This window comes from Limnospira fusiformis SAG 85.79 (genome assembly GCF_012516315.1).
In the GTDB taxonomy this organism is placed as follows: Bacteria; Cyanobacteriota; Cyanobacteriia; order Cyanobacteriales; family Microcoleaceae; genus Limnospira; species Limnospira fusiformis.
Map to the genome: position 1 here is coordinate 96,439 of NZ_CP051185.1, position 24,501 is coordinate 120,939.

Here is a 24,501-nt window from a genome sequence, read left to right on the forward strand (position 1 = left end):
ATTGGCACTGGAATGATTAGGGGTAGCCCGAAAGTCTATCCCTATAACGAACCCTCTCAATTGTTGAGAGGGGGCTAAAATTGATAATTAAAATTGTTAATTGTCAGCCCAAATTAAAACTTACCCCCTTAAAAATATGACGATTAGTATTTTTACAACAGATGAGCAATTATTGGTAAAGTCCTGGGATTCTCAACTGGAGAGTATGAGGGGCTTAGACGCAGAATCTGTCTATGGTTGTCCGTTGACCGAGATAATTCCTGATTTGGAATCGAGGGGTTTACTGGCTCGCTTTAATCAGGTTCTGGAAGATGGTACTATCCAAACCCTAGCACCGGATTTTCACCATTATTTAATTAAGTGTCCGCCACGGAAACCCTCGAAATACTTTGACTCGATGCAGCAAAGGGTAACCATTGCACCTTTGCGAGAAAAAACGGCGATCGTGGGTTTGGTGATTACTTTAGAAGATGTCACGGAACGCATGGACGCGGAATGGGAATTAGCTAATGCTCGCACATTGTCAAATTCTGAGCCAGAAGAAATCGACTCTGATACGTCAGTCCATGAGTCCCTAATTGCTGCCCTGGCTGACGATCGCTGGCAAGTGCGCCAAAATGCTACCCGTCACCTGACCAATGTTAAAGCGCCAGAATTGAACGCGCAACTGTTGCAATTGTTGCGACAACAACATCACAATCCGAATATCCTCAACAGCGTGATCCAGGTTCTGACTCTCACGCAAGTTGATATAGTCCCGGCTTTGATTGATTGCCTCAAGGAAGAGGATTCGGATCTGCGGATTTATGTAGTCCAAACCCTCGGACAAAGGAAAGATCCCCGGGCTGTCTCCGTCCTGATTGAGATGTTGGATGATGAGAATGTCAATGTCCGGTATCATGCTATTGAAGCCCTGGGAAAACTGCAAGCCCTAGAAGCGGTTGATAGCCTGGTTAAAATCGCTGAGTCAGAAGACTTTTTCCTAGCCTTCCCTGCCCTTGATGCCCTAATGCAAATGGTTAACGCTAAACTGGCTCCTCAACTGGTTCCACTGCTGCAAAAAACCCTGAATTGGCAATTGCGCCGAGAAGCGGTTGATAATTTGGCGATAACTGATGACCCAGAAATTATCCGCAGTCTACTGCGATTGATGCGGGAACAGCATCGCAACCCCAATGTTCTTAATGCGACTCTACAAATTCTCGCCCTCAGTAATGTAGACCCAATTCCGGCACTGGTGGAATGCTTGGGAGAACCAGACCCGGATCTGCGAATTTATACGGCTCTGGCTTTGGGAGAACGCCACGACCCCCGTGCTATCCCTGCTCTGATTGGTTTGCTCAATGATCCAGATATCAATGTTCGCTATCATGCCATTGAGAGTTTGGGACAACTGAAGGCAAAGGAGGCGGTGGAGCCTTTGGTTGAGATTGCTACCAGTGGGGATTTCTTTTTGGCTTTTCCGGCGATCGAAACTTTGGTGACTATTGGCGATACAACGATTATTCCCAAACTTCTGCCCCTATTGGAAAATGAGTTGCTTTGTAGTCCGGTGGTATCGGCTTTGGGTAAGTTTGCGGATGCTGATGCGGTAGCGCCTTTGGTGGCTCAACTCAGCCGCCCTTTGACATCGATCGCAGAAATTGTTTTAGCCTTGGCGGAAATTTACGCTAATTATAAACAACTCGAAGAAGGACAACATATCGCTGTTCTGACTCGCCAAGTCATAGAAGACCAGGCGGTGGAAAATATCCTAGCAGAGATTGAACAAGGCTCTTTGTCTGGCCCGGAGTTACGGGGGATGGTGATGATTTTGGGTTGGCTGGAAGGAGAGAAAATTGAGCAAACTTTAGGAAAACTCCTGAATAATCACGAAGTTCGCGATCCGGTTATGGAAGCCTTGGTTGCTTATGGGGGAAGGATAGCGCCTCTATTGATTATGCAGTTGGAAGCGGGAGACCTGGAAACTCGCAAGGCGGCGGTTATGGCTTTGGGACGTATCGGCAGCACCCAGGCGGTTCCGGCTTTGATGTCTTTGTTGGGTAATGCTGAACCGGAACTGGTGATGGTGACGACTACGGCTTTGGCTCACATTGGCGACGGTCGCGCTTTTGAGGGGCTGTTGCAGTTACTGGCACATCCTGACTCGGCGGTGCGTTTGGGGGCGATCGCTGCTCTCAATTCTTTGGGCCATCCCGCTATGCCTCCACGGATTTATGATCTGTTGGCTGACCCTAACCCATTAGTACGAGAGTCGGCGGTGAGAATTGCTGGGTATTTTGCTTTTGAGAATTGCAAAGACCGATTATTGGCTTGTACACAAGATTCCGAAGATCGGGTTTGTCGGGCGGCGATTGAACATTTGCCCTATTTGGAGGATGACCGGGTTCTGCCGCTCTTGGTGCAAACTTTGGCTCACCCTTCAGCTTCTTTGCGATCGGCTGTGGCTCATGCTATGGGAGAATTGGAGAATATCGAAACTCTCCCTTATCTACTACAAGGGTTGGATGATCCAGAATCTTGGGTTCGTTATCAGGCCGCTCGTTCTATTGGTCGCTATGCTGACACTTTAATTGATATCCTGGAATCGGGTTCAAGTTCATCTCTACCAGAACCTTTGGCTGAACTCAATGTTGCTGAATGGGCTGAAAGTGCCTTTGTCGCCCTGAAACAACTGGCTAATTATGACCCGGCTGATCCGGTTAGAGCGATCGCTGCTGAGTCCTTGGGGGCTATTGCCGGTGTGAGGGCCACTCCCATTTTGTCTCGGTTGGCTGAGTTGGAGGATGAAGGCGGAGACGTGGCCCGTGCTGCTTTGAGGGCTTTGGGACGGATTAACCGCGCTCAGGCTATACCCCCTTTACTCACCGCTCTCAATTCCCCTAACTCTGAACGTCGTCTTGATGCTCTCCATGCCTTTCGTGAACGGGGAGGAACTGAAGCCGGAGTAGCTTTGCAATGGATGGCCGCCGCTGACCCCGAAGAACGTCTGGTTTATGAGGCGATCGAGTCTCTTTCCCGTCTCGCTACTCCAGAAGCCATTTCAGCCTTGCTGGAATTGACCGTTGACCCTAGCACGCGAGAGGCTTGTCTTAATGCTTTGGTGCGCCGTAATTGTCCCGAAACTTTAGAGGCAGAATATATTGAATTAGTCGCTCAGGGATTAAAACACATCCATCCGGGAGTTCGCTGTTCTGTCGTCGAGGTTCTCAAACGTTTTAAGCATCCCATAGCTTCCGAGTTTTTGATTCAAGCCTTGAGTGATGCTGATCAAAATGTCCGTCTGGCTGCAGTCACCGCTTTAGTTTATCTGGGAAATCACAGTTGCGATGAACAATTAGCTAAACTGGCTCGCACTGACCCCTCTCCCGCTATCCGTCGCGCCGCTCATCGAGGTCTACATTCCTCTTAAAATTGTCCTTTGTGGTTAGGATCAGGTGCTTGACGGTTTTTAACTGTTAAATATAGCCCCAATTTTACGGTAGATTATCAGGATTTATATGTGATCTATGTCATTTCGTCCAGACTCTCTAGAACTATCCGAAAGTACCTTTATTATTCTTCGGGATTTAATTCACGAACGAACCGGTTTGTACTACGAATCCAGCAAAAGAGACCTGTTGGCGGATAAGGTTTATCCCCGATTAGTAGATAAGAGCTTTGATTCGTTTTTGGATTACTATTATCTACTAAAATATGATCCTGATGCCGATGGTGAGTGGAAATGCCTGATGGATGTTCTGTCAGTTTCAGAAACTTTCTTCTGGCGGGAATTTGACCAGATTCGGGTCATGGTTGATGTGTTGTTACCATCATTAATAGACAAATATAAAGCTGGTTCTCCATCTCATGATTGGCCGATGTGTAGACCTATTCAAATTTGGTGCGCGGCTTGTTCAACTGGTGAAGAACCTATCTCAATTGCTATGGCTTTACAAGAGGCAGGTTGGTTTGACAAACTACCTATTAATATCTACGGTAGTGATGCTTCCCCTCGGTCAATTAATAAGGCTAAGGCAGGACTATATCGACAATATTCATTTCGGGCAACTCCCCCGAAAATCCAGGATAAATATTTTGACAAAGAAGGAGATAATTGGCGCATTAAGCCGAGTATTCACAAGCGAATCACCTGGCAAGTTGCCAACATTACTTCCCCTCAAGAAATTGCCAACTTTAGAAATATTAACTTTATTTTTTGCCGAAATGTGTTCATCTATTTTTCGGATAAATCCATCCAGAAAACTGTTAAACTATTCTCGGAAAGAATGGCAGAATCGGGTTATTTATTTATTAGTGCCTCCGAGTCCCTGTTAAAGTTTGAAACCGATTTCAAATTGATAGATATTAGGCAAGCATTTGCCTATCACAAAAAGCGTTAACTTACCTGATATAATATAAAATATACTACTGAGGAGCCATGAGATGAAAAATATTATCCGAGTTTTGATTGTAGATGATTCCGCCTATGTCCGTAAGGTGATTAGACAAATGCTGTCTCGTAGTCCCTTTATTGAGGTGGTTGATGTCGCCCATGATGGTGCCGATGCTCTGGACAAAATTGAACGGCTGGGAGACCAAGTAGATGTCGTAACCTTGGATTTGTTAATGCCTAAAATGGACGGTGTGGAGTTTATTAAACACCAAATGGCACGCCGTCCCCTACCTGTGATTGTCGTCAGTATTGCTAATGAAGGAGGCGAGAAATTTCTGGCGGCTTTGGATGCTGGGGCCGTGGATTTTGTCCATAAACCTACGGCTCTCGCTACCGAAAAAATGTTTGATATTAGTGATGAATTAATCGCTAAAGTTAAAACAGCATCTACTGTCCCTATTCACTGCATCACTAATGTTAATGAATTGCACTCATCACCGCCATTACCTCGCCCTCCTATTAGTTCCGGAAAAATTGAATTGGTGGCGATCGGAATCTCCACAGGAGGCCCTCAAGCCTTGGCGTTTTTAATTCCTCAATTGCCGGAAAATTTGCCAGTTCCGGTTGTGGTGGTTTTGCATATGCCTGTGGGATACACTAATATGTACGCCCAACGCCTCAATCGTCTTTGTTCTCTCGATGTTAAAGAGGCTCAAGCGGGAGATTTGGTCCGCCCCGGTGAGGTGCTAATTGCTCAGGCTGGACACCATCTGAGTTTTAAGCGTAATCGTGATCAAAATGTGGTTGTCCATTTGCACACTAAACCTTTTGATTTACCTCACCGTCCATCGGTGGATGTCATGTTTCAATCGGCGGCGGAGATCTATAAAGAACGGGTTTTGGGTGTGGTTATGACTGGAATGGGATCTGATGGTAAACAAGGTGCAGCTTGGATTAAGTCCCACGGAGGCTCGGTTTTTACGGAAGCTGAAGAAAGCTGTGTGGTCTATGGAATGCCTAGAACAGTGGTAGAAGCTGGTTTAAGCGATCGCAGTATCCCCCTGAATCAGATGGCTAAAGCGATCGTAGATTATTTATAAATTAGATGTTCTTTAGGGTTTGGGAGTTCTCGTGATGCTGCTCACAGAAAAACAACAGAATGCACTGATTGGATTTATCAATATGATATTATCCAGACGACCGGCAAGTTCTTTATCAGCATTAATTCAATGTCCGGTGATTTTGGATGTTTCTAATATTTGGCTGTATCCTCTGAGTAAATGTAAAACCGAATTTGCCCACTGTTTTGCTAATGAGGTGGCTAATGTCCGTCAAACTTTGTCTGGTTCCTTGTCCGGAGATGCCTTAATACTTCTTGACTATCCGGTGGCAGTAATGTTAACTAATTTACTCCGCCAAAATTCGAGACAACCTATTGAACATCTGAATATTTCTGCCTGTGAAGTGTTGACAGAAGTGGGCAATATTTTACTGAGTAGTTTTCTGCAGATTTTAGGAAACTTAATGGGAAGTCCGATTACAGTTTCCGAGCAGTCATTTTCCATTGACCCCCTAGAATCAATGATTAATTATCTGATTTTAGAACATCAAGAAATCCGCTATGTTTTAGTTGTCAAAACTAAATTCATTCTCTGTGATAACTCATTGGAAGCATACTTGTTTTTTGTATCTGGGGTTATGCCTCTATCTTGTATGATTAGAGGCATTGAGTCTGTCAGCAATGTGGCAGTTTCTAGGGTTTAGATAATGTGGGGAATCTCTAATTATAAATCATCAGGAGAAAAGGCAGTCGAAAACATAGCAGATATCCAGGAAGTCAACCGTCTTGATCAACACTTACATAATTCCTTTAAAAACAAATTTTTAATCGAACCATCACTAACCAGGCTGTTAGTCAGTTTTCAGGCGAATAAAACTCAACCTATTTATCGTTGGTATAAGTATAAAGAAGCCTTTTCCGCATCTCTAGTTCAACTGTTATTGGCAAAATACGGATTGACTCAAGGCAAAATTTTAGACCCCTTTGCAGGTAGTGGAACTGCTTTATTTGCGGCTAGTGATATCGGCATTCATGCTGATGGTATTGAATTATTGCCCATTGGTCAAAATATAATTGATACAAGAAGGCTGTTAAATTCCGAATTTACAGGCGATGATATTCACAGGTTAAAAAACTGGGTCAACTTAAAATTATGGAAACAATTTGAACATCAACTCACTCTACCAGAGTTTAAAATTACCCAGGGTGCTTACTCCCCAGAAACTCAAACAGCAATTGAGAAATATCTGGCAGCTTGCGAACAGGAAAATCCTCAAATTCAAACCGTTTTACTATTTGCTTTGCTTTGTATTTTGGAATCGATAAGCTACACCAGAAAAGATGGTCAGTATCTACGTTGGGATTACCGTTCGGGTCGAGGTAGTGGCAAAAAGTCTTTTAATAAAGGCAATATTTTAGATTTTGATGATGCTATTACTCAGAAAATCAATGAAATTATTAATGATTTAGAACCACCTACACAGCAAATTGAACTTTTCCCTACCCATAAACCTCAAGGTAAAATTCACCTATATAAAGGGTCTTGTCTGGAAGTAATGCCATGTTTACCTAATGGTAGCTATGACGCTATGATCACATCTCCACCTTATTGTAATCGATATGATTACACTCGTACCTATGCCTTAGAACTAGCTTTATTGGGAGTGTCTGCAAAAGAATTAACCCATCTTCGTCAGGAAATGTTAAGTTGTACTGTTGAAAATCGCCCTAAAGATTTGTTGGCTATTAATCAAAATTGGCAATTAGCTTTAAGTGTGGCTGAAAATCAAACTCTATTGCAAGCCATATTACAATTTTTAGAACAGCAAAAATCACAGGGCAAATTAAATAATAATAGTATATCTAGAATGGTGAAAGGATACTTTTACGAAATGGCTTGTGTGATTCAAGAATGCTCCCGCCTACTTAAACCCGGAGGACTTTTATTTATGGTTAATGACAATGTGCGTTATGCTGGGATTAGTATTTCCGTAGATATGATTCTTTCTGATTTAGCTGAAAATTTGGGTTTGGTTGTTGAAAATATACTTATTTTACCAGGCAATAAAGGTAACAGTAGTCAGCAAATGGGAAGTCATGGTCGTGAACCTTTAAGAAAATGTGTTTATGTCTGGAAAAAAACATCAATTAATCATAATTATCTATGAATACTTATCTTAACCACCTGAAATCTAGTAACGATTTGGTGACAACTTATGAAGCTGTCCGTGCGGGTTTTGTAGCACTGGCACTGGAGAGAAATCGACGAGCCACACCTTATGTTGCAGAAGCTCAAGCACTACAAGAAGCGGCTAGTCAAGCTACCTATCCTGCTGATTTACTGAATATTAGAGGTATTGATATCGGATTACTGACGGCAGCAGGACTATCTCAGAAATCCCTGAAATATTTGATGCCAGAGGATAAAATTGATGCAATAAATGGTCTGATTAAGAATTTTCTGGAGCCAGCAGGCGCAAATTTTGTAGAGGAATTAGTATTTAGATTTTTATTAACTCGTGGTGACAGTCTGGGGGGTCAATGCGTAACATTGGGGGAGTATTAGCACAAAGGAAATTAACCCGTGCTATTCTGGCAACTCTCAGCATTGCTGGGACAAAATATTCCTGGCAAGATTCCCGCAGCAAAAAATGGTTATATATGACCAATAATGATACAGAAATTGAGTTATATTTACGAGGTATAAGTTGGGAAAATAAACTAGGCAAGCGTACACTTATTTATAATCTAACAGTTCCAATAATTAATAGTAATGTAGATTTATGTTTATTTAATATGGCTTCCACAGAACTGGTAATTAATAAATCTACTGAGATTAATTTACAATCTATCCTAGCTTTAGGTGAACTGAAGGGAGGGATAGATCCAGCGGGAGCTGATGAACATTGGAAAACAGCACAAGCAGCACTAAATAGGATGCGACAAGCATTATATCAAGTGGGATATTCTCCTTATATTTTCTTTGTCGGCGCAGCCATAGCAACTAGGATGGCTGCGGAAATTTGGGAGCAACTAGAAAATGGGACGCTCCATAATGCAGCTAATCTCAATCAAGAAAATCAAGTAGCATCTATTTCTCGTTGGCTGTGCGATCTGTAGGAGTTTTATTTGAGATGTGGACTCGCTAAAAAAACGTTACAATCTTTGATAGTTCCCAAACTAATCAACTAGACTCATGAGCGAAACCCTACAAACACAACTCTATGAAATTGCACAATTTGCTAATACCCTAGTGCGCGAACAACTAACCCATCTGGGATGGCCAAGCGTTCTCATCCTGTTGGCTGCTGGGTTGCTAACCAGTTTGACCCCCTGTATGCTGTCTATGTTACCGATTACGATTGCCTATATTGGTGGATATGAAAATCAAAATCGCACCACAGCAGCTATTCAGTCTACCTGGTTTGCTTTGGGACTAGCAACTACTTTAGCGGGATTGGGGATTTTTGCGTCTCTGGTGGGACAGGTTTATGGTCAGATTGGCTGGGGTTTGCCTATTCTGGTGAGTGCGATCGCCATTTTGATGGGATTGAACCTTTTAGACGCCTTACCCCTGCAACTTCCGGCTTTTGATACCATGGGGTGGATTCCTGAAAACCTCCCCCATTCTGCGCGGTCTTATCTGTTGGGGTTAACTTTTGGTTTGGTGGCTTCTCCCTGTAGTACCCCGGTTTTAGCGACGATTCTGGCTTGGGTTTCTACCACTGGCGATATCCTTCTAGGGGGGGTCCTGCTGCTGTCTTACGCTGTGGGTTATGTGGCTCCGTTGATTGTGGCGGGTACATTTACGGCTACTATTAAAAGGTTGCTGGCTTTGCGTCAGTGGTCGGGTTGGATTACTCCGGCTAGTGGTGTTTTACTGGTAGGGTTTGGGGTGTTTTCTCTGTTGTCCCGACTGGCTCCGATCGCCTAGTTAACTTTTGCAAAATCTTGATTTAATTATGACTGCTAAAGATGTGGTTTTCTCTAAACTTTCTAGTTGGGGAACAGGACCCAGAAAATTTTTCCGAAAAGAATTACTTCCCGTGTTGGCGGATTTGCGATTAGCGATTGTTTTATTATTAGCGATCGCCATTTTTAGCATTTCTGGAACTGTCATCGAACAAGGACAGTCCGCCGCCTTTTATCAAGCCAACTACCCAGAAGATCCGGCTTTATTTGGGTTTTTAACCTGGAAGGTATTACTATTTATTGGGCTAGATCATGTCTACCGCACTTGGTGGTTTTTGTCAATCCTAATTTTATTTGGCTCTAGTCTCACCGCCTGCACTTTCACCCGGCAGTTACCGACATTAAAATCGGCACAACGTTGGCAATATTACGAACAGGAAAAACAGTTTAAAAATTTAGCTTTAAGTGCCGAGGTGAAAAATGTATCCCTAGACCATCTCAAACAAACCTTAGAAAGCCGTCGTTATCTGGTATTTCAAGAGGGAAATAAACTCTATGCTCGCCGAGGTATAATTGGTCGGATTGGACCCATTATAGTTCACGCTAGTATGTTGATTATTTTGGCTGGTTCAATTGTCGGTTCAATGACGGGTTTTATAGCTCAAGAACTTGTCCCTAGTGGTAAGATATTTGGCATTCAAAATATTATTGATGCTGGGCCGTTTTCTGAGTCTCAAATGCCCCAAGATTGGGCGGTTAAAGTTAATCGGTTTTGGATTGATTATACACCTGATGGCACTATCGATCAATTTTATTCAGATTTGTCGGTAGTTGATCGGGAGGGACAAGAACGCGATCGCCAAACTATTCATGTTAATAAACCCCTACGTTATGATGGTATCACGTTTTATCAAGCTGATTGGGGAATAGCTGGGGTAAAAGTTCGGATCAATCGTTCCCCAGTGCTACAACTACCAATGGCGCAACTAGATACCGGGGGAAAAGGTCGCATTTGGGGAACTTGGGTTCCCACCAAAACTGATTTGAGTGAGGGAGTCTCCCTGCTGGCGAAAGATTTACAGGGAACTGTGTTAATTTATGATAATGATGGTCAGTTAGTCTCAACAGTCCGCGAGGGTATGTCTCTTGACATCAATGGGGTCACCCTCTATGTTGATGAGGTGGTGGGAAGTACGGGATTGCAAATTAAAGCTGATCCAGGTATTCCAATTGTTTATGCAGGATTTGGATTGCTGATGATTAGTGTATTAATGAGCTATGTATCTCATTCCCAAATTTGGGGACTCCAGCAGGGTGATCGGCTTTATATTGGCGGTAAAACTAACCGCGCTAAGGTGGCGTTTGAGCGTGAAGTGGTGGCGCTATTAGACCAAATCGAGTCGGAACAAACCATCAGCTAAACTATCATTCCCCCCTCTCTTAGAGTAATAGGGGGGGATTTGCTCATAGATTTTACGGGTGAGTTTTGATTAACAATTAAATCAATATCAACGTTTATTGATAGGGTGATAATTACTAAATTTCAGGGTCTTTTCAAGTTAATTTTATGGGTAAAATCCCCTATCTCGATGCGGAATATATCCCCCAGATACGAAAATTTTGATTAGCCTCATATTCTAAATATCTGCCAATATTATGCTGGTTCCAAAGTTCAACCAAGCCATTATCAAACTCTTTGGGAATACCTCGATTAGTACAATTTTAATTGTACCATTTGTAGTCCAAGTAGTGTGAGCCACCGGACTGGTGGGTTATTTATCCTTCCGCACCGGAAAAAGTGCGATCGCCGATTTAGCGAATCAATTAATCGAAGAAGTAAGCGATCGCGTTTACCAAAACCTAGAATTATACCTATCCTGCTAATATAAACCCAAAAAAACTGGATGCGATCGAGTTAGGATTTGGAGAATATGATTAATATTATCGAACCCGAGACAGATTTTAGCTTCTATTATTATCATACCAATGACCAAGGCGATCGCACTACTGTACAAGCCATAGTCGAGAACGCAGACCCACGCAAGCACACCATTTATATCACAGCCAAAGAAGCTGGTCAAGCCATCTGGAGTGATGTTTATATCTCCTACTTATAACCCACGCTACTTTTAAGCCATCTTTATCCAGTCTATGATGATAGTAATAACTTCCAAGGTGTATTAATTTCAACCTTACGTCTAGATCATATTTCGGAATTTCTCCATAGCCTTAGTATTGGGAAGTCTGGACAAGCATTTATGATCAAACGTGACGGGATTTTCTTGGCAACTTCCACCTGAGAATTACCCTTGACCATTGATGAATAAGAACGCCGAGAATTAATGAATGGTTCCCAAAGCAATAATCCCATTACTCAAGCAACGGCTAAAGATTTATTTAATACCTTGGGCGACCTCAAAACTCTAGGGAGTACCCAAAATCATGAGTTGCGATTGAATGAAAATCTGTACTTTGTGAAAGTTAGACCTTTACAGGATGAGTATAATTTAGATTGGCTGATTGTTGTAGTTGTACCAGAGTCAGATTTTATGTCCGAAATTAACGCCAATATTCGCACTACTATTAAACTTGGTATTGGTGCAATGATGGTGGCAATTATTATTGGTATGATAACAGCTAGGTGGATTACTTGGCAAATTTCCCGCCTCAATATCGTCGCCAGTAATGTAGCCAAAGGAGACTGGAAACTGTCCCTATATCTGCAAAGAAATGATGAAATAGGACAACTTACAGAGGCTTTTAATACAATGGCTACCCAACTACAAAAGTCATTTCAAGATTTAACCACCCTAAATGAAGCCTTAGCAGAAAGTGAAAGCAGACTGACCAAATTTTTAAATGTGATTCAGGTAGGAGTAGCTATTTATGCACCGAATGGGGAGCTAATTTATTTTAACATAACCGCCACCGATTTACTATCACTTGAGCAGGTGGGAGATTTAGAAACCTATAACTTACCTCTAAATAATTCTATTTATCAACAGGAAACTAATCAACCATACACAGTTAGCTATCTCCCCTATAATAGAGCCTTACCAGGTGAAACAGTGATGTCTGATGACTAGAGATCCAAGTAGGCGATCGCCGTATTACCTGAGAAATGAGAGCAGCTATTATTGTGGAAAAACAAGGCAATATTATCTATAAAATTAGGGGATTCTCAGACATTAGCGAAAACCAAAAACCTGCCAAATTTTATCATAAATTACGGCTCTAAACCAAGGTTTAAAAGCCGAAAATCTCGCCTCATAACCGAATTACAAGTAGCTCAAAAACTGCCATACATGATTTTACCGAAACCGGAATAATTAGCAGAAATATCTAACTTGGAGGCAGCCGAATTTATGGAGCCAGCGGACGAAGTTGGGGGAGATTATTATGAGATCATACTAGAGTAGAATGGCAGATTAACAGTAGGTATTGGTGATGTAACCGGACATGGTTTAGAAAGGTGTTAATGCTGATGAAACCAACAGCAGCTCGGACTTAATCAGCCTGACCATAAGCCGATCACGTAAATTTTTTAAATGGAATTAACCAGGTAATTTATAGTAATGGTATGCCGATGAGAAACGATAAAAATTTAACCCTGTATTTTTTAACATTTCCAGATGATAAATTTCATTTAACCGGACAGCATGAAAGTTGAATTGTAGTTCGTAACCATGGAGAAGTCGAACAAATTGATAGAATGGACTTAGGGTTTCTGATAGGTTTAGAAGAAAATATCTCAGATTTTATTAATCAGCTAGAGGTGAAAGTCAATCCAGGAGAAGTGATGGTTTTATATACCGATGGTATCCCGGAAGCCGTTAATGAGCAACAGGAAATGTATGGTATGGAGCGACTTTGTGGAGTGCTTCAGGAAAACCGCCACGAGTCAGTTGATAGTATTTGTGAAAGGGTAGTTAAAGATGTCAAGCAATTTATCGGCACACAAAAGCTGTTAGATGATATAACCTTAGTAGTTTTAAAAAAAATAGCATAGCCTGAGTAGAGACCGACTCAGGAAGCCGAGAGCCATGCTAATGTTAAAATCTAGTCAACACATATCCTCATTTGTATTGCACTCAGGATCTAAGCTATGGCTGTACTACTTACCTGGATCGCGCTAATTCTGAGCATTCTGCTAACAGAGACATTTTGGCTGGACCCTCTGAGCTTTCTTAATTGGCTACACCTACCGAATTGGACTGGGTTAGCATTTGTGGGGTTAATTGTGACTTGGTGTCTTGGGGAATAGGTACTAACTTGCCCAAAAAATAGTATGTTGTATCAGAGATTTATTTCAAGGTCTATGGTGCGTCAACTGTCTTTTAACCCTAGGGTCCATTTTACTAGTAGCGATCGCCCGACTGTCCGCAAGGAAGCGCCGCGACCGCTGTATCGTGGTTTACTATTAATGCTGGTAGCCACAGGATTGATAGGTTTGCAGGTTCATCGGCTGGTACAACTGCAACTGGTGAAGGGAGCAGAAAACCGACTGAGAGCGGAAGAAAACCGTATCCGGCTGATTCCAGTCCCCTCAAATCGGGGTCGAATTCTCGATCGCAATGGTACAGCCATAGCCGATAACCACCAAGTGCGGGGGGTTTTTTTCTGGCCAAGGGAAAAGACCCCAGAACAGTGGAAACAAGCGGCTAACCAACTGAGTGAGTTACTGGATGTACCAGTAAGCAGCATTTTAAACGAACTAGAACGCATCGGCTACCAATCCGCCACCTCAGTCCGCATTAGCAATAATCTGACTCCAGAAGCCTTTATCTGGTTAGCGGAAAATGCCGAGAAGATGTCCGGGGTGGAAATTAGGATGGAGTCGAGTCGCCACTATCCCCACGGTAATTTAGCAGCTCAAGTAGTTGGCTACATTGGGGAAGCCAACCTACAAGAATTAAAAGCTAACCCCGATTGGCCAATGGGCATGGTAGTAGGACAGTTGGGGATTGAAGCCTTAGCCAATAAAGATTTAGTGGGAGTGTGGGGCGCTCGCTTGGTGGAAGTGAACGCCAAAAACGAGGAACTGCGGATCTTTGGTGAGAAATCCTCTCAAGGGGGTACAGACGTACAACTAACCATAGATATCAATCTGCAGAGAGTGGCGGAACAGGCTCTGGGACAGCGACGGGGAGCAGCAGTAGCCCTGAATGTGAAAACTGGGGAAGTGTTAGCAATGGCGAGTAGTCCACGATTTGACCCTAATTTATTTACTCGCCCCATTACCCCCCAACAATGGGAAGAACTCCAAGGGTTAGACCATCCGTTTCTGAATCGCGCCTTACAGGGATATCCCCCCGGAAGTACATTTAAGATTGTTTCCTCTGCTGCTGGTATGGCTTCTGGCCATTTTAGTCCAGATTCGGTAATTGCGACCTCAGATTCAATTACTATTGGTGGGATTGCCTTTAAAGAACATAGTGGCGGGCTTGGGATAATTGGGTTTCGGGATGCTTTAGCCTTTAGTAGTAATACCTTTTTCTATCGCCTGGGGATGGCCATTGGCCCGGGAACCATGGCTAAATGGGCTAGAAATTTGGGAATTGGTACTACGGATTTAAGATTGTTGGGGTTAACAGAGGGGTCTAGTGGATGGGTTCCTACCCCGGAAGACAAGGAAAAAATGTTTGGGGAACCCTGGTTTTTGGGGGATACTGTCACGATGTCTATTGGTCAAGGGTCGGTACTAGCTACCCCTCTGGAGTTGGCGGTGATGGTATCGGCGATCGCCAATGGTGGACAGCGAGTTAAACCCCATTTACTCTCTTCCATGACTAATACTCCCGCTACCCAACCTGTACCCACAGGATTGGCTCCTGATGTGATTCAAAAAATTCGAGAGGGGTTAGTTGCTACGGTCCAGTATGGAACCGCTCAGGTGATGAATGATGGTAGTATCCCTTTAACTGGCGGGAAAACCGGAACTTCTGAGGTTTGGGGACAGCGATCGCACTCGGTTTATGTCGCCTTTGGTGCTGCGGATCAAGCAGAAATTGCCATTGCTGTAGTCGTGGAAAATGGCGGTTTTGGCTCTAAGGCGGCGGCTCCGGTAGCTCTGGAGATGTTCCAAACCCACTTTGCTGGTAAAAAATAACCACCCACCCAACCGGGTAACACCAAACCCGGTTAGGTAAGAGGTTTCAGGCGGTGGCTACTTCCTCGGCGGGATATGTATAAATTTTGATAATCATAATCAAAAATTTATATAAGTAAACCCTGGCGTTATAGCGATCGCCTTGCTAAATTAAATCTATAGCAACCGAGGAGGAGCCATAGCAGATATGAATACACCCAACTTAAATACCCAGCCAAATTTCATCTTAAAACCCATCAAAACCTGGCTCGATATTCAAGTCAAAAATCCCAAAACAGCCCGGTTAATCTGCAATTTAATCCCCGCAAAATGCCCCTTTGAACGCACTATCAAAATGTTTGGGCGTACAGTTTTACAAATTCCCCCCCTCTGCAAATTCAATCCTTTTTATGAGGAAGTTGTGGCTATGCGATTTCGCGCCCTTTGCTACTTAGCCGATGAATGTGGAGAAGATATTTCTCAGTTTTTTGTAGCCTAAGATAACCTGTCTCTCGCCCAAATTCTAGCATCATCAAGATGCTTTTTAAGAGTTGTTTCTGGTAGAGGTCCTTGGAGGTGATTCCAGGGGAGAACCTGGTTTAATTCCCAGTCTTGATTAACATAAAAATCTATGGGGGGAAGCTGTCCGCGTAATTCCTTAAACCCCCGCCGATAACTTCCGGGACTGTCCCCATAATGGCGGACTTTTTCCAAGAGATAAGATAAACGGCGATCACCTCTGGAAATTAAAGCCTGAATTACCGACCATCGATAACTTTCCGGGCGAAAATCCATCCCATTGGAGCGCAGTTTTTTCTCTAAAAACTTTAATCTTTTTTCGGCGGCTGGATTAACTCCAAACCACTGAAAAGGAGTGTGGGCTTTGGGGACAAAGGTACTACAACCCAGCGTCAGACGTAAACCAGGGGCGGCTTTTTTAATCTCCTGCATCATAGCAACTGTCGCCTCTAAATCCTCTGATTCTTCCCCCGGTATCCCCACCATACCATAGAGTTTAAGGCTTTTTAATCCTCCGGCTTTCGCATTAATGGCAGCTTGGATAATTTCATCATTATCGAGTTTTTTATTAATGATTTTACGGAGGCGATCGCTACCACTTTCCACCGCTATAGTAATACTACGAGTATCCCGTTTCGCCAAAGTAGCCGCTAGTTTCACCGTCACCGTATTCGTGCGAACCGAAGCCAAACTCAATCTCACATCATCATATTCTGGCTGACTCAGATAATCCAACAATTCGTTAAATTCGGGATGTTGAGTCACCGAAGCACCCAATAAACCCAGCCTTTTAGTGACAGTTAAACCCCGATTAATTGCCGGGATTAAAGATGATTCAAGATTCGCCGTCCGGAAAGGTAAAGTCAAATAACTAGCCAAACAAAAACGGCACATTTCTGGACAACTGCGAACCACTTCCACCATATAAATATTTTCCCAAGCCGCCAATTCCGTGACTACGGTGGAAGCTGATAGAGTATTTCCGCGATAGGTTTGTTTTTGCACCTGGGGGGGAATATCACTATCAATAGGTTTAAGAGAAGCGATCGCCCCATCAGGACTGTGATAAGTCACCTCATATAAACTGGGGATATACACTCCCGGAACCTGTGCTAAGTGGCGTAATTTAGTCTGTCGGTCTGCTTGTCTAACCTGTTGATAGGCGCTGATAAAATTAGGTATTAAATCTTCGCCATCTCCCAGTAAAATCACATCAAAAAAATCAGCAAACGGTTCTGGGTTGGCCGTGAGGACAGGTCCGCCGCCAAAAACTAGGGGTTGTTGATTATCGCGCGAGTGCGATCGTCTTGGTAGCCCTAAATCTTCCAACTGCTGTAAAATGTTACTGTAGTCTAATTCCCAGGACAGAGAAAACCCTAATAATTCTGGGTTATTTGGTAGAGGTTCACTCAGATCTGTAAACAGGCGGCTAACTTGTACATCTTGACGGAGTGCTAAAGTCGCCCATACTATCTGATAACCTAGGCTAGTAATTCCCACACTGTATTCATTGGGGAAAGCCAAAATCACCGGAACCGCATTAGTTTCCGGTGTAGCTGGGGTAAATAATAAACGTTCGCGGGCGAATTTGGTAACAGTCACAGTATAAAAATTGACCTAATCAGATTGAGGATATCCAAGTAGGGGTCGAGAGAGATGTCGCCATCTCCCCCTCCCATACAAAACCGGACGTGAGACTTTCACCTCATCCGGCTCCTAGTCTAATTGTTCCATTGTTAAGGATACAGCATTGGCGTTGTTTAGTGCCGTCTTATCATCGTGACAGTGGCGATGTAATAGTTGAAGGTTCTTGTATTCATCCTTTCCGCCGTTGCTTCGAGGTACAATGTGGTCTACTTCAACTAAATCCGATGGTGCGAAATACTGTCCGCACCAGGTACACCTACCTTTTTGCTTTTTGAGTAGTTTTGCTACCCTAATTGGCGTGTCTATTGCTTGTCCTTTCCTGGTTGCCCAGTAAGTCCAATTTCCGTCGTATGGTGTTGCGTCAGGGCGTATTAGGGTGTGTCTGACAATTGGAGTCCAATTATGTTGCCATAATGTGAATCCATCCTTAGTCTTGAATAACCAGGATTCATGCCTTTCTTTCCCATTGCTAAGTTTAACCGTTCCTTGTTGGAAATAGTTTCCTAGCTTTTCGTGGCTTGCCTTTCCGCATCTTGAGGCTGTCCATGCTCGTAACATTTGCCAGACTGTGTAATCTAGCTTATTGAAGGTCTCCATTGAGACGACCCCTGAGTAGTAGTTTGACCATCCCCTTATGATTGGGTTTAGTTTACTAATCAGGGCTGATTGAGGTGCTGTTTTATGTTGTTTGATTACACCCTTAATCACTTCTGTATGGGCTTTAACTGCTTTGTTGCTGGGTTTGATGTGGGTTAAAAAGGTTTTCCTTTTGTTCCCATTTATCTTACCCGCTCTGTTTTTTCCTGCTGGGTATTGCCTGATATTGAATCCTAGAAAATCGAACCCGGGTTCTTCGTTCTTGCCATTATACTCAATGGGATTGAGCGTGTGGCAAATTCGAGTTTTTTGTGGTTTAATCTCTAATCCTACAGGTTTTAACCATTCAGAAATAGCAGTTTTGCACTGTTCAATGATTTCTAGGTCTTTGGATATGACTACAAAATCATCGGCGTATCTTATAACAGTAGCTTGCGCTCTGTTTGCTTTCTTAGGATACATTGTCTCTATGAACCTAACCATTCCATCCAGTGCGATGTTGGCTAGGAGTGGGCTTATTACCCCTCCCTGGGGTGTCCCTGTTTCTGTATCATCAAATACGCCGTTATCTAGCACGCCTGCTTTAAGCCATTTTTTCAGGTCTCTTTTCAAGCTGCTTGTACAATGAATTTTGGACAGTAGGTAATCATGGTTTATTCGGTCAAAACATTTTGCTATGTCTGCATCCAGTACATAATATTCACCCTTGTTGATACTTAGATAAATTCGTGCTATTGCGTCGTGGGTTGACCGTCCGGGACGGAACCCATAGCTTGTGCCTTCAAATCTCGATTCCCATTCAGGTTCGAGAGCCGACTTAACCAAGGCTTGCCTCGCTCTATCTTGGATTGTGGGTATTCCCAGGGGGCGTTTTTCATCCCTTCCGGGTTTTGGAATCCACACCCGTCGCAGTGGTTTTGCTTTGAGGTTTCCCTTGATGCTCTCAACAAGTTCAAACCTTTGTCTTGGAGAGATTGCTCTCATTCCATCAACTCCGGCTGTTTTCTTGCCTTGATTATCTTGGGTCACTCGTCGCACTGCTAAGAGTCGGGCATAATATGACTTCACCAATAGACGTTGCAACCTTCGTGCCTTTGCATCCTGTCCCGATTTAGCTGCTTGAAATATCCTCTTTTGGAGCTTAAAGATGTATCGCTGAACCTTGGCCCAGTTAATACTTCTCCATACATTCGTAGTCTTTGTAAGTTTTGGTTTCCCAAATCCCTTACTTTCTCTCGATTTCGTCATTTTGACTCCTACTAGACTCTATTCTTTACAATCAAACCGTGACCCGTTAGCATATCCCTACCATTACAGTCGGGCGTTGGCTTCTGGTCACATCTCACATCCTCTTAGACTTGCGGTTACACTTATCCCTACTGATATCTCGACCAGATAATCAGAGTCTAGGAGGACTTAAAACGTTCCGTTTATATGGGCATTCCATCTTTAGACTTGTCCTTTCCACCGGGGTACCTTTAAAGGTCTGTGTAGGTAGTCTTACAAGCCTCCTACTTTTCCCCTTGCTCTTTTGAACGTAGCGTGTCAACCTATTTCGCTACTAAATATTTACGATGGTTCAAGCCGGACATTCGGTTTCCCTAATCATGGATGGTTGGCAGTGGTCGCATTTGGTAGTAGGTTCTACTTCACGCCTTCCGTTCCCCGCTTCAATCCCAGGGGTGTGATTCCTGAAATTGGGGGTGGCTATCGCCGTTACCCTCATCTCCATTCCATTCATTCCTGTTCGGTTTCCCGATTTCTTTCCGGTTCGGTTTCCCGTCCCTTCAATTATTAATAAATGTTAAGAATTGTTACAGAGTGTGTTGACCTTGGGTTCCCTGCCTTGTTTTGTATATTTCTATACCAAACTTTGGGACATATAAACAGTTATGGAGATGGTCAGGAGTGCATCCTTATATTCAACCAAGGGGCTGAAATCCCCACCAGGCGGTTATTTCGGCATCGCAGCCTTATTTCATGCCTGAACGTCTCGCACTATTAGTGATATTTTAACTTAAACCACAAAATAGTCGAAGCCAATACGAAAGTCGCCACATTAGTTAGGATAATCGGTAGATCTTGAATCAGGGTCCCATATACAATCCTTGACACTCCCCGGCGTGAACGCACGGGGATTCTTTGTTCTACGACACGACTTGCTGATGCAGGATTTCTCCAACAACAGTAGAGGACTTGTCTCCCAAAGCGTTGCTCGGCTATCCGAAAGTTCCGGTATGCCCTACCGTACTCAATCCTCGACTCAGAATATTTCTAGCTGCGTTTTCATCCCTATCCATTGAGCAACCACACTTACAAACGTGCGTTCTTGTGGATAGTGTTTTCTTCACAATTGCACCGCAGTTAGAGCATTCTTGGCTAGTGTATTGCGGATTTACCGCAACCGTTACTCTTTCAAAAACTTTAGCAAAGTATTCAAGCCAGACACGGAACTGATACCAAGAAGCGTCGTTGATAGACTTAGCTAAACAATGATTCTGCACCATATTTTTAATTCTCAAATCTTCGTAGGCTATCAAGTCGTTTGACTGAACTACGCACCTTGCCAACTTCACAGCATGGTCTTTACGTTGCCTACTTATTTTGAGATAGTGTTTACCTAGAATCTGTCTAGCTTTGCCTCTGTTTTTTGAACCTTTAACCTTCTTCGATACGCGACGGTGACTACGTTTTAAGACCCGTTCGCCTTTTCTCAGGAATCTAGGATTTTCAACGGTGACTCCGTTTGAATCGGTGTAATACTCTTTCAGTCCAACGTCTAAGCCAATGGTATTGCCTGTCGGCGCTGTGTTTTCTTTCCTGTCAACGTTAATACAGAATTGAACGTACACACCATCAGCACGTTTCACCAGTCTTACCCGTTTGATCTGGCTGACTTGGTAAAAGTGTAAATCGCGTGTACCTTTGATTTTGAGTTTACCAATTCCTTTTTTATCTGTGAAAGTTATTGATTTTCTGTCGTCTGCAAGTTTCCACCCGGTTGATTTATATTCAACTGAGCGACAATCTTTTTGAAACTTCGGATACCCCTTTTTACCGGGAATCTTCTTCTTGCAGTTTTCATAGAATCGAGAGATAGCTGACCAAGCTCTTTCAGCGCTGGCTTGTCTCGCTTGAGAATTGAGTTCGTCGGCAAATGGAAAAGTTGCTGCCAGCACCGCACAGTATTTGTTCAAATCGTACTTATTCTTTTTAGGATTATCCATCCAATAGCGCAAACAGCTATTGCGGACAAACTGCGCTGTACGAATGGCTTCAGCTACTGCGATGAACTGGCTTGATTTTCCGTAGGTTTTGAACTCAAAAACTAGCATGGCTCTACCTCCTATCTTATGCTAACGCCATCAGCACAAAACATTCGATATTGCCACAAAAATTTACAATTAAAGCCGTCCTAGAAGGACGGGGTTTTAGACCCAGTTTCTTGATAAAAATACCCCCGTACAGAAAATTACGAACATTCCCAGGGAGACATCACGGGTTGATTTAGTTTTCCAGGTTTTAATTGCTTGGGGAAGAAATGCAATAGTCGTCAGCATCCCCGCTAATAGCCCAATTCCAGTAATTGTGTTCATAAATTGATGAGCAAATCCTGTGCTTAATTCAATAAAAATCCCACCCAAAACGAGTGGGATATTATCAACACTTGAGTATTAACACTCAGATTTTATGGTTCTTAAAATTAGAGTGCAGAACCCACACCGACGTAAGCCCCATAGAAAAACAGACCAACCACAACCAGAACACCAGTTCCGGCTACCGTGGCGATTAACCAAAGGGGAAGTTTAGCATCTCCAGACACAGCTTTATACCTCTCTATTCAAAATTGAAATTACTGGGGAAAAGGGTAAATATCTCCAAGGTATAATGGTACTTCTAGTTAGTTAAAGAAATAACTAGAAAACAGGATACCCAGGACAAAAATCAACAGCAAGCCCAGATACAGAGAGGTTCTGTTCAGTTCAACAGGCTGCTTATTGGGGTTACGACTACGATCCATGTATGTCTCCTATCGTTGAATAAACTGCATAGCGGCGATCGCACCCAGGAAGAAAACTGTAGGAACAGCCAGGGTGTGTACAGCCAACCAGCGAACCGTAAAAATCGGATAAGTTATCGGTTGGTTTTGATTTGCATTCGTCATGTTTTTAAGTTCTCCTGGATCTACTTACCAATAAATTGATCAATTTGTGTCTTGCTATCTTGGCGTTCAGTGATAATCGGTAGTTCCTGGCGCTCTTGAGTAAAATACTCATTAGGGCGAGGTGTACCAAAAGCATCATAAGCCAATCCGGTGCTGACAAATAACCATCCAGCAATAAACAAAGCCGGAATTGTCAGACTATGAATCACCCAATAACGGACACTTGTAATAATGTCACCAAACGGACGCTCACCAGTAGTACCTGCCATTTAAGTCTCTCCTGTTAACAAATCCACAACTTACAGACTCTCAATCATATTATAATAGGGTAGAGAGTCACTGATAACAAGCCAATTTTACCAACATTTTTTAAAGGCTGGTTTTGCTCTCAACTAGATGCTGAGGTGTTTCCGGTGTATCTAAGTAATGTTCCCCGTTGACCGAGTATAAATCCCCGTTCAGGACTGATAAACTCAATGCGGTAAAAATTCGAGGGAATATCTTCAACTTCCCTATCTTTTTGCCAGGCTTCACCCCCATCAAAACTACAGAGAAGGTTTCCACTACCGCCAGCGACCCAAATCTCCTCTGGGGTACGATAAGCCAAATCGAGTAATCCCCAACTGGTGGAAAACTCTGGCTTAATAGGATCACTCCACTCTTCAGGATCATTAGGATCGCTAAATCGGATTTCACCGCCGCGCGCTAACATCCACAGGCGGTTATCCTGACCAAAGCCAATTTTTTCTAGGCGTTTAGAACTATAGCGAATGTGGGGAGTCCAAGAGGTCTGTCCCGGTTCCCAAGTCGAGTAAAAATTACCCTTAGCCGAAACGGTAACATATTCGCCTTGTTCCGAGCGAGACAAGCTGCGAATCACCCCCACAGCATCTTCTACCATAGCTTGCCAAGTTTTACCGCCATCTTTAGTTTGATAGATGGCTCCGACATTAGTAGTCATTTCCGCCGCACTAGGTCCGAGGGCGACAATATTATTAGGAGCGCCGGGGAGTTTATTGCTGAGGGCGATGCGAGTCCAGGACTTACCGCCATCAGTGCTATGGAGAAGTACAGAAGGCTCACCGACAATCCATCCCTCCGAGCCACTAAAGCTAACAGAGGTCAGCAGAAGATTAGGTTCATCGAGATCTAGCTGTTTAGTTTCCCAGGTCTTACCCCCATCGTAAGTTTCTAACAAAGTGGCATTGCTACCGACAATCCAACCATGATCGGAGTTATCGACAAAATCGATATCAAATAACTTGGCATCTGTAGCCACCGGGACTAATTCCCAAGGATTATAGCTAACATCTGGCAGATAGTCACAACTTGCACAGAACAAAGCCACAGCTATCAAAATCGCCAATTTTTTCAAAAATTTAGGGAACTGCATTTGATTCAATCTGGTTAAATCCCTTAACGTAAACCATACAAACTAATAAAAAACAGAAATGCCAAAGCCAGCCCGCCAAAAATGAGAAGACTTTTCTGTTGAGAGGTTAGGGTATTGACTCCCAGACCAAACCCGAGATTCTCCTCAAATCCAGACGGACCGGAGGAGGAGCCAATATTCCTAAATTGGCTACGGGGCGCACCGCAAACGGGACAACGCCACCTAGCTGGCAGATCTTCAAATTCAGTACCTGGGGGAATATTGCCTGTAGAACTGCCTTTGGAGGGTTCATAGACGTAACCGCAGGCGTTACATTCATATCGGTCTGGGGATTTGACTTCAGTGGCTGGCTCACTCATAGTACGGACGGTCGGGGAGTTAATTATTAAAAGTCTATTACATAATATTACAGAACCTGACAAAGTTAAATCAATCTGTGGCGATCGCCCAAAATCCTCGAAATCCCCAAAATCCCCAAAATCCTCGAAATCCCCAAAATCCCCAAAATACCCAAAATACCCAAAATACCCAAAATACCCAAAATACCCAAAATACCCAAAATACCCAAAATACCCAAAATACCCAAAAATCTCAACAGTCCCCAAAATCCCCAAAATCCCCAAAAGCCAGTCAACAGGTTCAGCCCTGTTGGTAAGGGCGATAATCGCGGATTTCTGTTAAGATCCAACGAGAGCGATCGCGATCATCTAGTCCCACTGAACCGATCAGATCTTTGATTTATCGG

Annotated in this window: 24 protein-coding genes and 2 pseudogenes; 16 read left to right on the plus strand and 10 right to left on the minus strand. The window is 43.4% G+C overall.

The genetic code is table 11. From position 1 onward, the window contains the following. Positions 1-136 precede the first annotated feature (136 nt). The 14 genes and pseudogenes from HFV01_RS00485 to HFV01_RS00555 all read left to right on the plus strand — a co-directional run bounded on the left by HFV01_RS00485 (position 137) and on the right by HFV01_RS00555 (position 15,934). Positions 137-3,412, plus strand: coding sequence for a HEAT repeat domain-containing protein (locus HFV01_RS00485; RefSeq protein WP_193520732.1), 3,276 nt, complete (start codon positions 137-139; stop codon positions 3,410-3,412). A 97-nt stretch (positions 3,413-3,509) separates the two neighbouring features. Beyond that, the gene (locus tag HFV01_RS00490; protein ID WP_006670535.1) at positions 3,510-4,382 is read left to right on the plus strand and encodes a CheR family methyltransferase; all 873 of its coding nucleotides are present in this window, start codon (positions 3,510-3,512) and stop codon (positions 4,380-4,382) included. Positions 4,383-4,425: 43 nt separating this feature from the next. After that, positions 4,426-5,475: a protein-glutamate methylesterase/protein-glutamine glutaminase gene (locus tag HFV01_RS00495; RefSeq protein ID WP_006623137.1), complete on the plus strand. Its 1,050-nt coding sequence runs from the start codon at positions 4,426-4,428 to the stop codon at positions 5,473-5,475. A gap of 34 nt (positions 5,476-5,509) precedes the next feature. Then, positions 5,510-6,139, plus strand: coding sequence for a chemotaxis protein CheC (locus tag HFV01_RS00500; protein ID WP_006623138.1), 630 nt, complete (start codon positions 5,510-5,512; stop codon positions 6,137-6,139). A gap of 3 nt (positions 6,140-6,142) precedes the next feature. Continuing rightward, on the plus strand, positions 6,143-7,603 hold the full coding sequence (locus tag HFV01_RS00505; RefSeq protein WP_006670536.1) for a TRM11 family methyltransferase: 1,461 nt from the start codon (positions 6,143-6,145) through the stop codon (positions 7,601-7,603). Then, positions 7,600-8,555: pseudogene (locus tag HFV01_RS00510) on the plus strand (AvaI/BsoBI family type II restriction endonuclease). The gene HFV01_RS00505 and the pseudogene HFV01_RS00510 overlap by 4 nt, the downstream one beginning before the upstream one ends. Before the next feature lie 76 nt (positions 8,556-8,631). Then, positions 8,632-9,369 carry a cytochrome c biogenesis protein CcdA gene (locus tag HFV01_RS00515; RefSeq protein ID WP_006623141.1) on the plus strand — a complete coding sequence of 246 codons (738 nt, stop codon included), beginning with the start codon at positions 8,632-8,634 and terminating at the stop codon, positions 9,367-9,369. 28 nt (positions 9,370-9,397) lie between these two features. After that, entirely contained in the window at positions 9,398-10,768 is a 1,371-nt protein-coding gene (locus tag HFV01_RS00520) for a cytochrome c biogenesis protein (RefSeq protein ID WP_006670539.1), read from the plus strand. Positions 10,769-11,114: 346 nt separating this feature from the next. Then, complete coding sequence (locus HFV01_RS00525; protein ID WP_006623143.1) at positions 11,115-11,231, plus strand: hypothetical protein; 117 nt, start codon at positions 11,115-11,117, stop codon at positions 11,229-11,231. 47 nt (positions 11,232-11,278) lie between these two features. Further along, the gene (locus HFV01_RS00530; protein WP_006670540.1) at positions 11,279-11,464 is read left to right on the plus strand and encodes a PDC sensor domain-containing protein; all 186 of its coding nucleotides are present in this window, start codon (positions 11,279-11,281) and stop codon (positions 11,462-11,464) included. Between the two features lie 225 nt (positions 11,465-11,689). Then, entirely contained in the window at positions 11,690-12,433 is a 744-nt protein-coding gene (locus HFV01_RS00540; protein WP_006623145.1) for a HAMP domain-containing protein, read from the plus strand. A gap of 584 nt (positions 12,434-13,017) precedes the next feature. Then, positions 13,018-13,356, plus strand: coding sequence for a PP2C family protein-serine/threonine phosphatase (locus HFV01_RS00545; protein WP_318286269.1), 339 nt, complete (start codon positions 13,018-13,020; stop codon positions 13,354-13,356). A 309-nt stretch (positions 13,357-13,665) separates the two neighbouring features. Beyond that, complete coding sequence (gene mrdA, locus HFV01_RS00550; RefSeq protein ID WP_008055460.1) at positions 13,666-15,456, plus strand: penicillin-binding protein 2; 1,791 nt, start codon at positions 13,666-13,668, stop codon at positions 15,454-15,456. A gap of 187 nt (positions 15,457-15,643) precedes the next feature. Next, positions 15,644-15,934 carry a Mo-dependent nitrogenase C-terminal domain-containing protein gene (locus HFV01_RS00555; RefSeq protein ID WP_006623150.1) on the plus strand — a complete coding sequence of 97 codons (291 nt, stop codon included), beginning with the start codon at positions 15,644-15,646 and terminating at the stop codon, positions 15,932-15,934. Here the strand turns inward: HFV01_RS00555 and HFV01_RS00560 are convergent. Next, positions 15,931-17,556, minus strand: coding sequence for a B12-binding domain-containing radical SAM protein (locus HFV01_RS00560; RefSeq protein WP_035759047.1), 1,626 nt, complete (start codon positions 17,554-17,556; stop codon positions 15,931-15,933). The genes HFV01_RS00555 and HFV01_RS00560 overlap by 4 nt on opposite strands. Positions 17,557-17,670: 114 nt before the next feature. Beyond that, positions 17,671-19,446 (minus strand): group II intron reverse transcriptase/maturase, encoded by a 1,776-nt coding sequence (gene ltrA / locus HFV01_RS00565; protein WP_046318614.1) that lies wholly within the window; start codon positions 19,444-19,446, stop codon positions 17,671-17,673. Positions 19,447-19,729: 283 nt separating this feature from the next. On the opposite strand from ltrA, the gene HFV01_RS00570 reads away from it, so the two are divergent. Further along, positions 19,730-19,996, plus strand: coding sequence for a hypothetical protein (locus tag HFV01_RS00570; protein ID WP_193520734.1), 267 nt, complete (start codon positions 19,730-19,732; stop codon positions 19,994-19,996). 349 nt (positions 19,997-20,345) lie between these two features. Here the strand turns inward: HFV01_RS00570 and HFV01_RS00575 are convergent. From HFV01_RS00575 to HFV01_RS00610, 8 genes and pseudogenes are all read right to left on the minus strand, one after another. After that, positions 20,346-21,533: pseudogene (locus HFV01_RS00575) on the minus strand (RNA-guided endonuclease InsQ/TnpB family protein). A gap of 96 nt (positions 21,534-21,629) precedes the next feature. After that, entirely contained in the window at positions 21,630-21,794 is a 165-nt protein-coding gene (locus tag HFV01_RS00580) for a PQ-loop domain-containing transporter (protein ID WP_046318632.1), read from the minus strand. Between the two features lie 107 nt (positions 21,795-21,901). Next, complete coding sequence (locus HFV01_RS00585; RefSeq protein ID WP_006616836.1) at positions 21,902-22,021, minus strand: photosystem II reaction center protein J; 120 nt, start codon at positions 22,019-22,021, stop codon at positions 21,902-21,904. 78 nt (positions 22,022-22,099) lie between these two features. Next, on the minus strand, positions 22,100-22,219 hold the full coding sequence (psbL, locus tag HFV01_RS00590) for a photosystem II reaction center protein PsbL (protein ID WP_006616835.1): 120 nt from the start codon (positions 22,217-22,219) through the stop codon (positions 22,100-22,102). A gap of 9 nt (positions 22,220-22,228) precedes the next feature. Then, positions 22,229-22,363: a cytochrome b559 subunit beta gene (gene psbF / locus HFV01_RS00595; RefSeq protein WP_006616834.1), complete on the minus strand. Its 135-nt coding sequence runs from the start codon at positions 22,361-22,363 to the stop codon at positions 22,229-22,231. A gap of 20 nt (positions 22,364-22,383) precedes the next feature. After that, on the minus strand, positions 22,384-22,632 hold the full coding sequence (psbE, locus tag HFV01_RS00600; RefSeq protein ID WP_006623155.1) for a cytochrome b559 subunit alpha: 249 nt from the start codon (positions 22,630-22,632) through the stop codon (positions 22,384-22,386). 119 nt (positions 22,633-22,751) lie between these two features. After that, a complete protein-coding gene (locus HFV01_RS00605) occupies positions 22,752-23,756 on the minus strand; it encodes a photosynthesis system II assembly factor Ycf48 (protein WP_006670545.1) in 1,005 nt (334 codons plus the stop codon). A gap of 23 nt (positions 23,757-23,779) precedes the next feature. Then, complete coding sequence (locus HFV01_RS00610; protein WP_035759049.1) at positions 23,780-24,115, minus strand: rubredoxin; 336 nt, start codon at positions 24,113-24,115, stop codon at positions 23,780-23,782. A 77-nt stretch (positions 24,116-24,192) separates the two neighbouring features. Between HFV01_RS00610 and HFV01_RS00615 the strand changes: the two genes are divergently transcribed. Further along, positions 24,193-24,411 (plus strand): hypothetical protein, encoded by a 219-nt coding sequence (locus HFV01_RS00615; RefSeq protein ID WP_193520735.1) that lies wholly within the window; start codon positions 24,193-24,195, stop codon positions 24,409-24,411. The last annotated feature ends 90 nt before the right edge of the window (positions 24,412-24,501 follow it).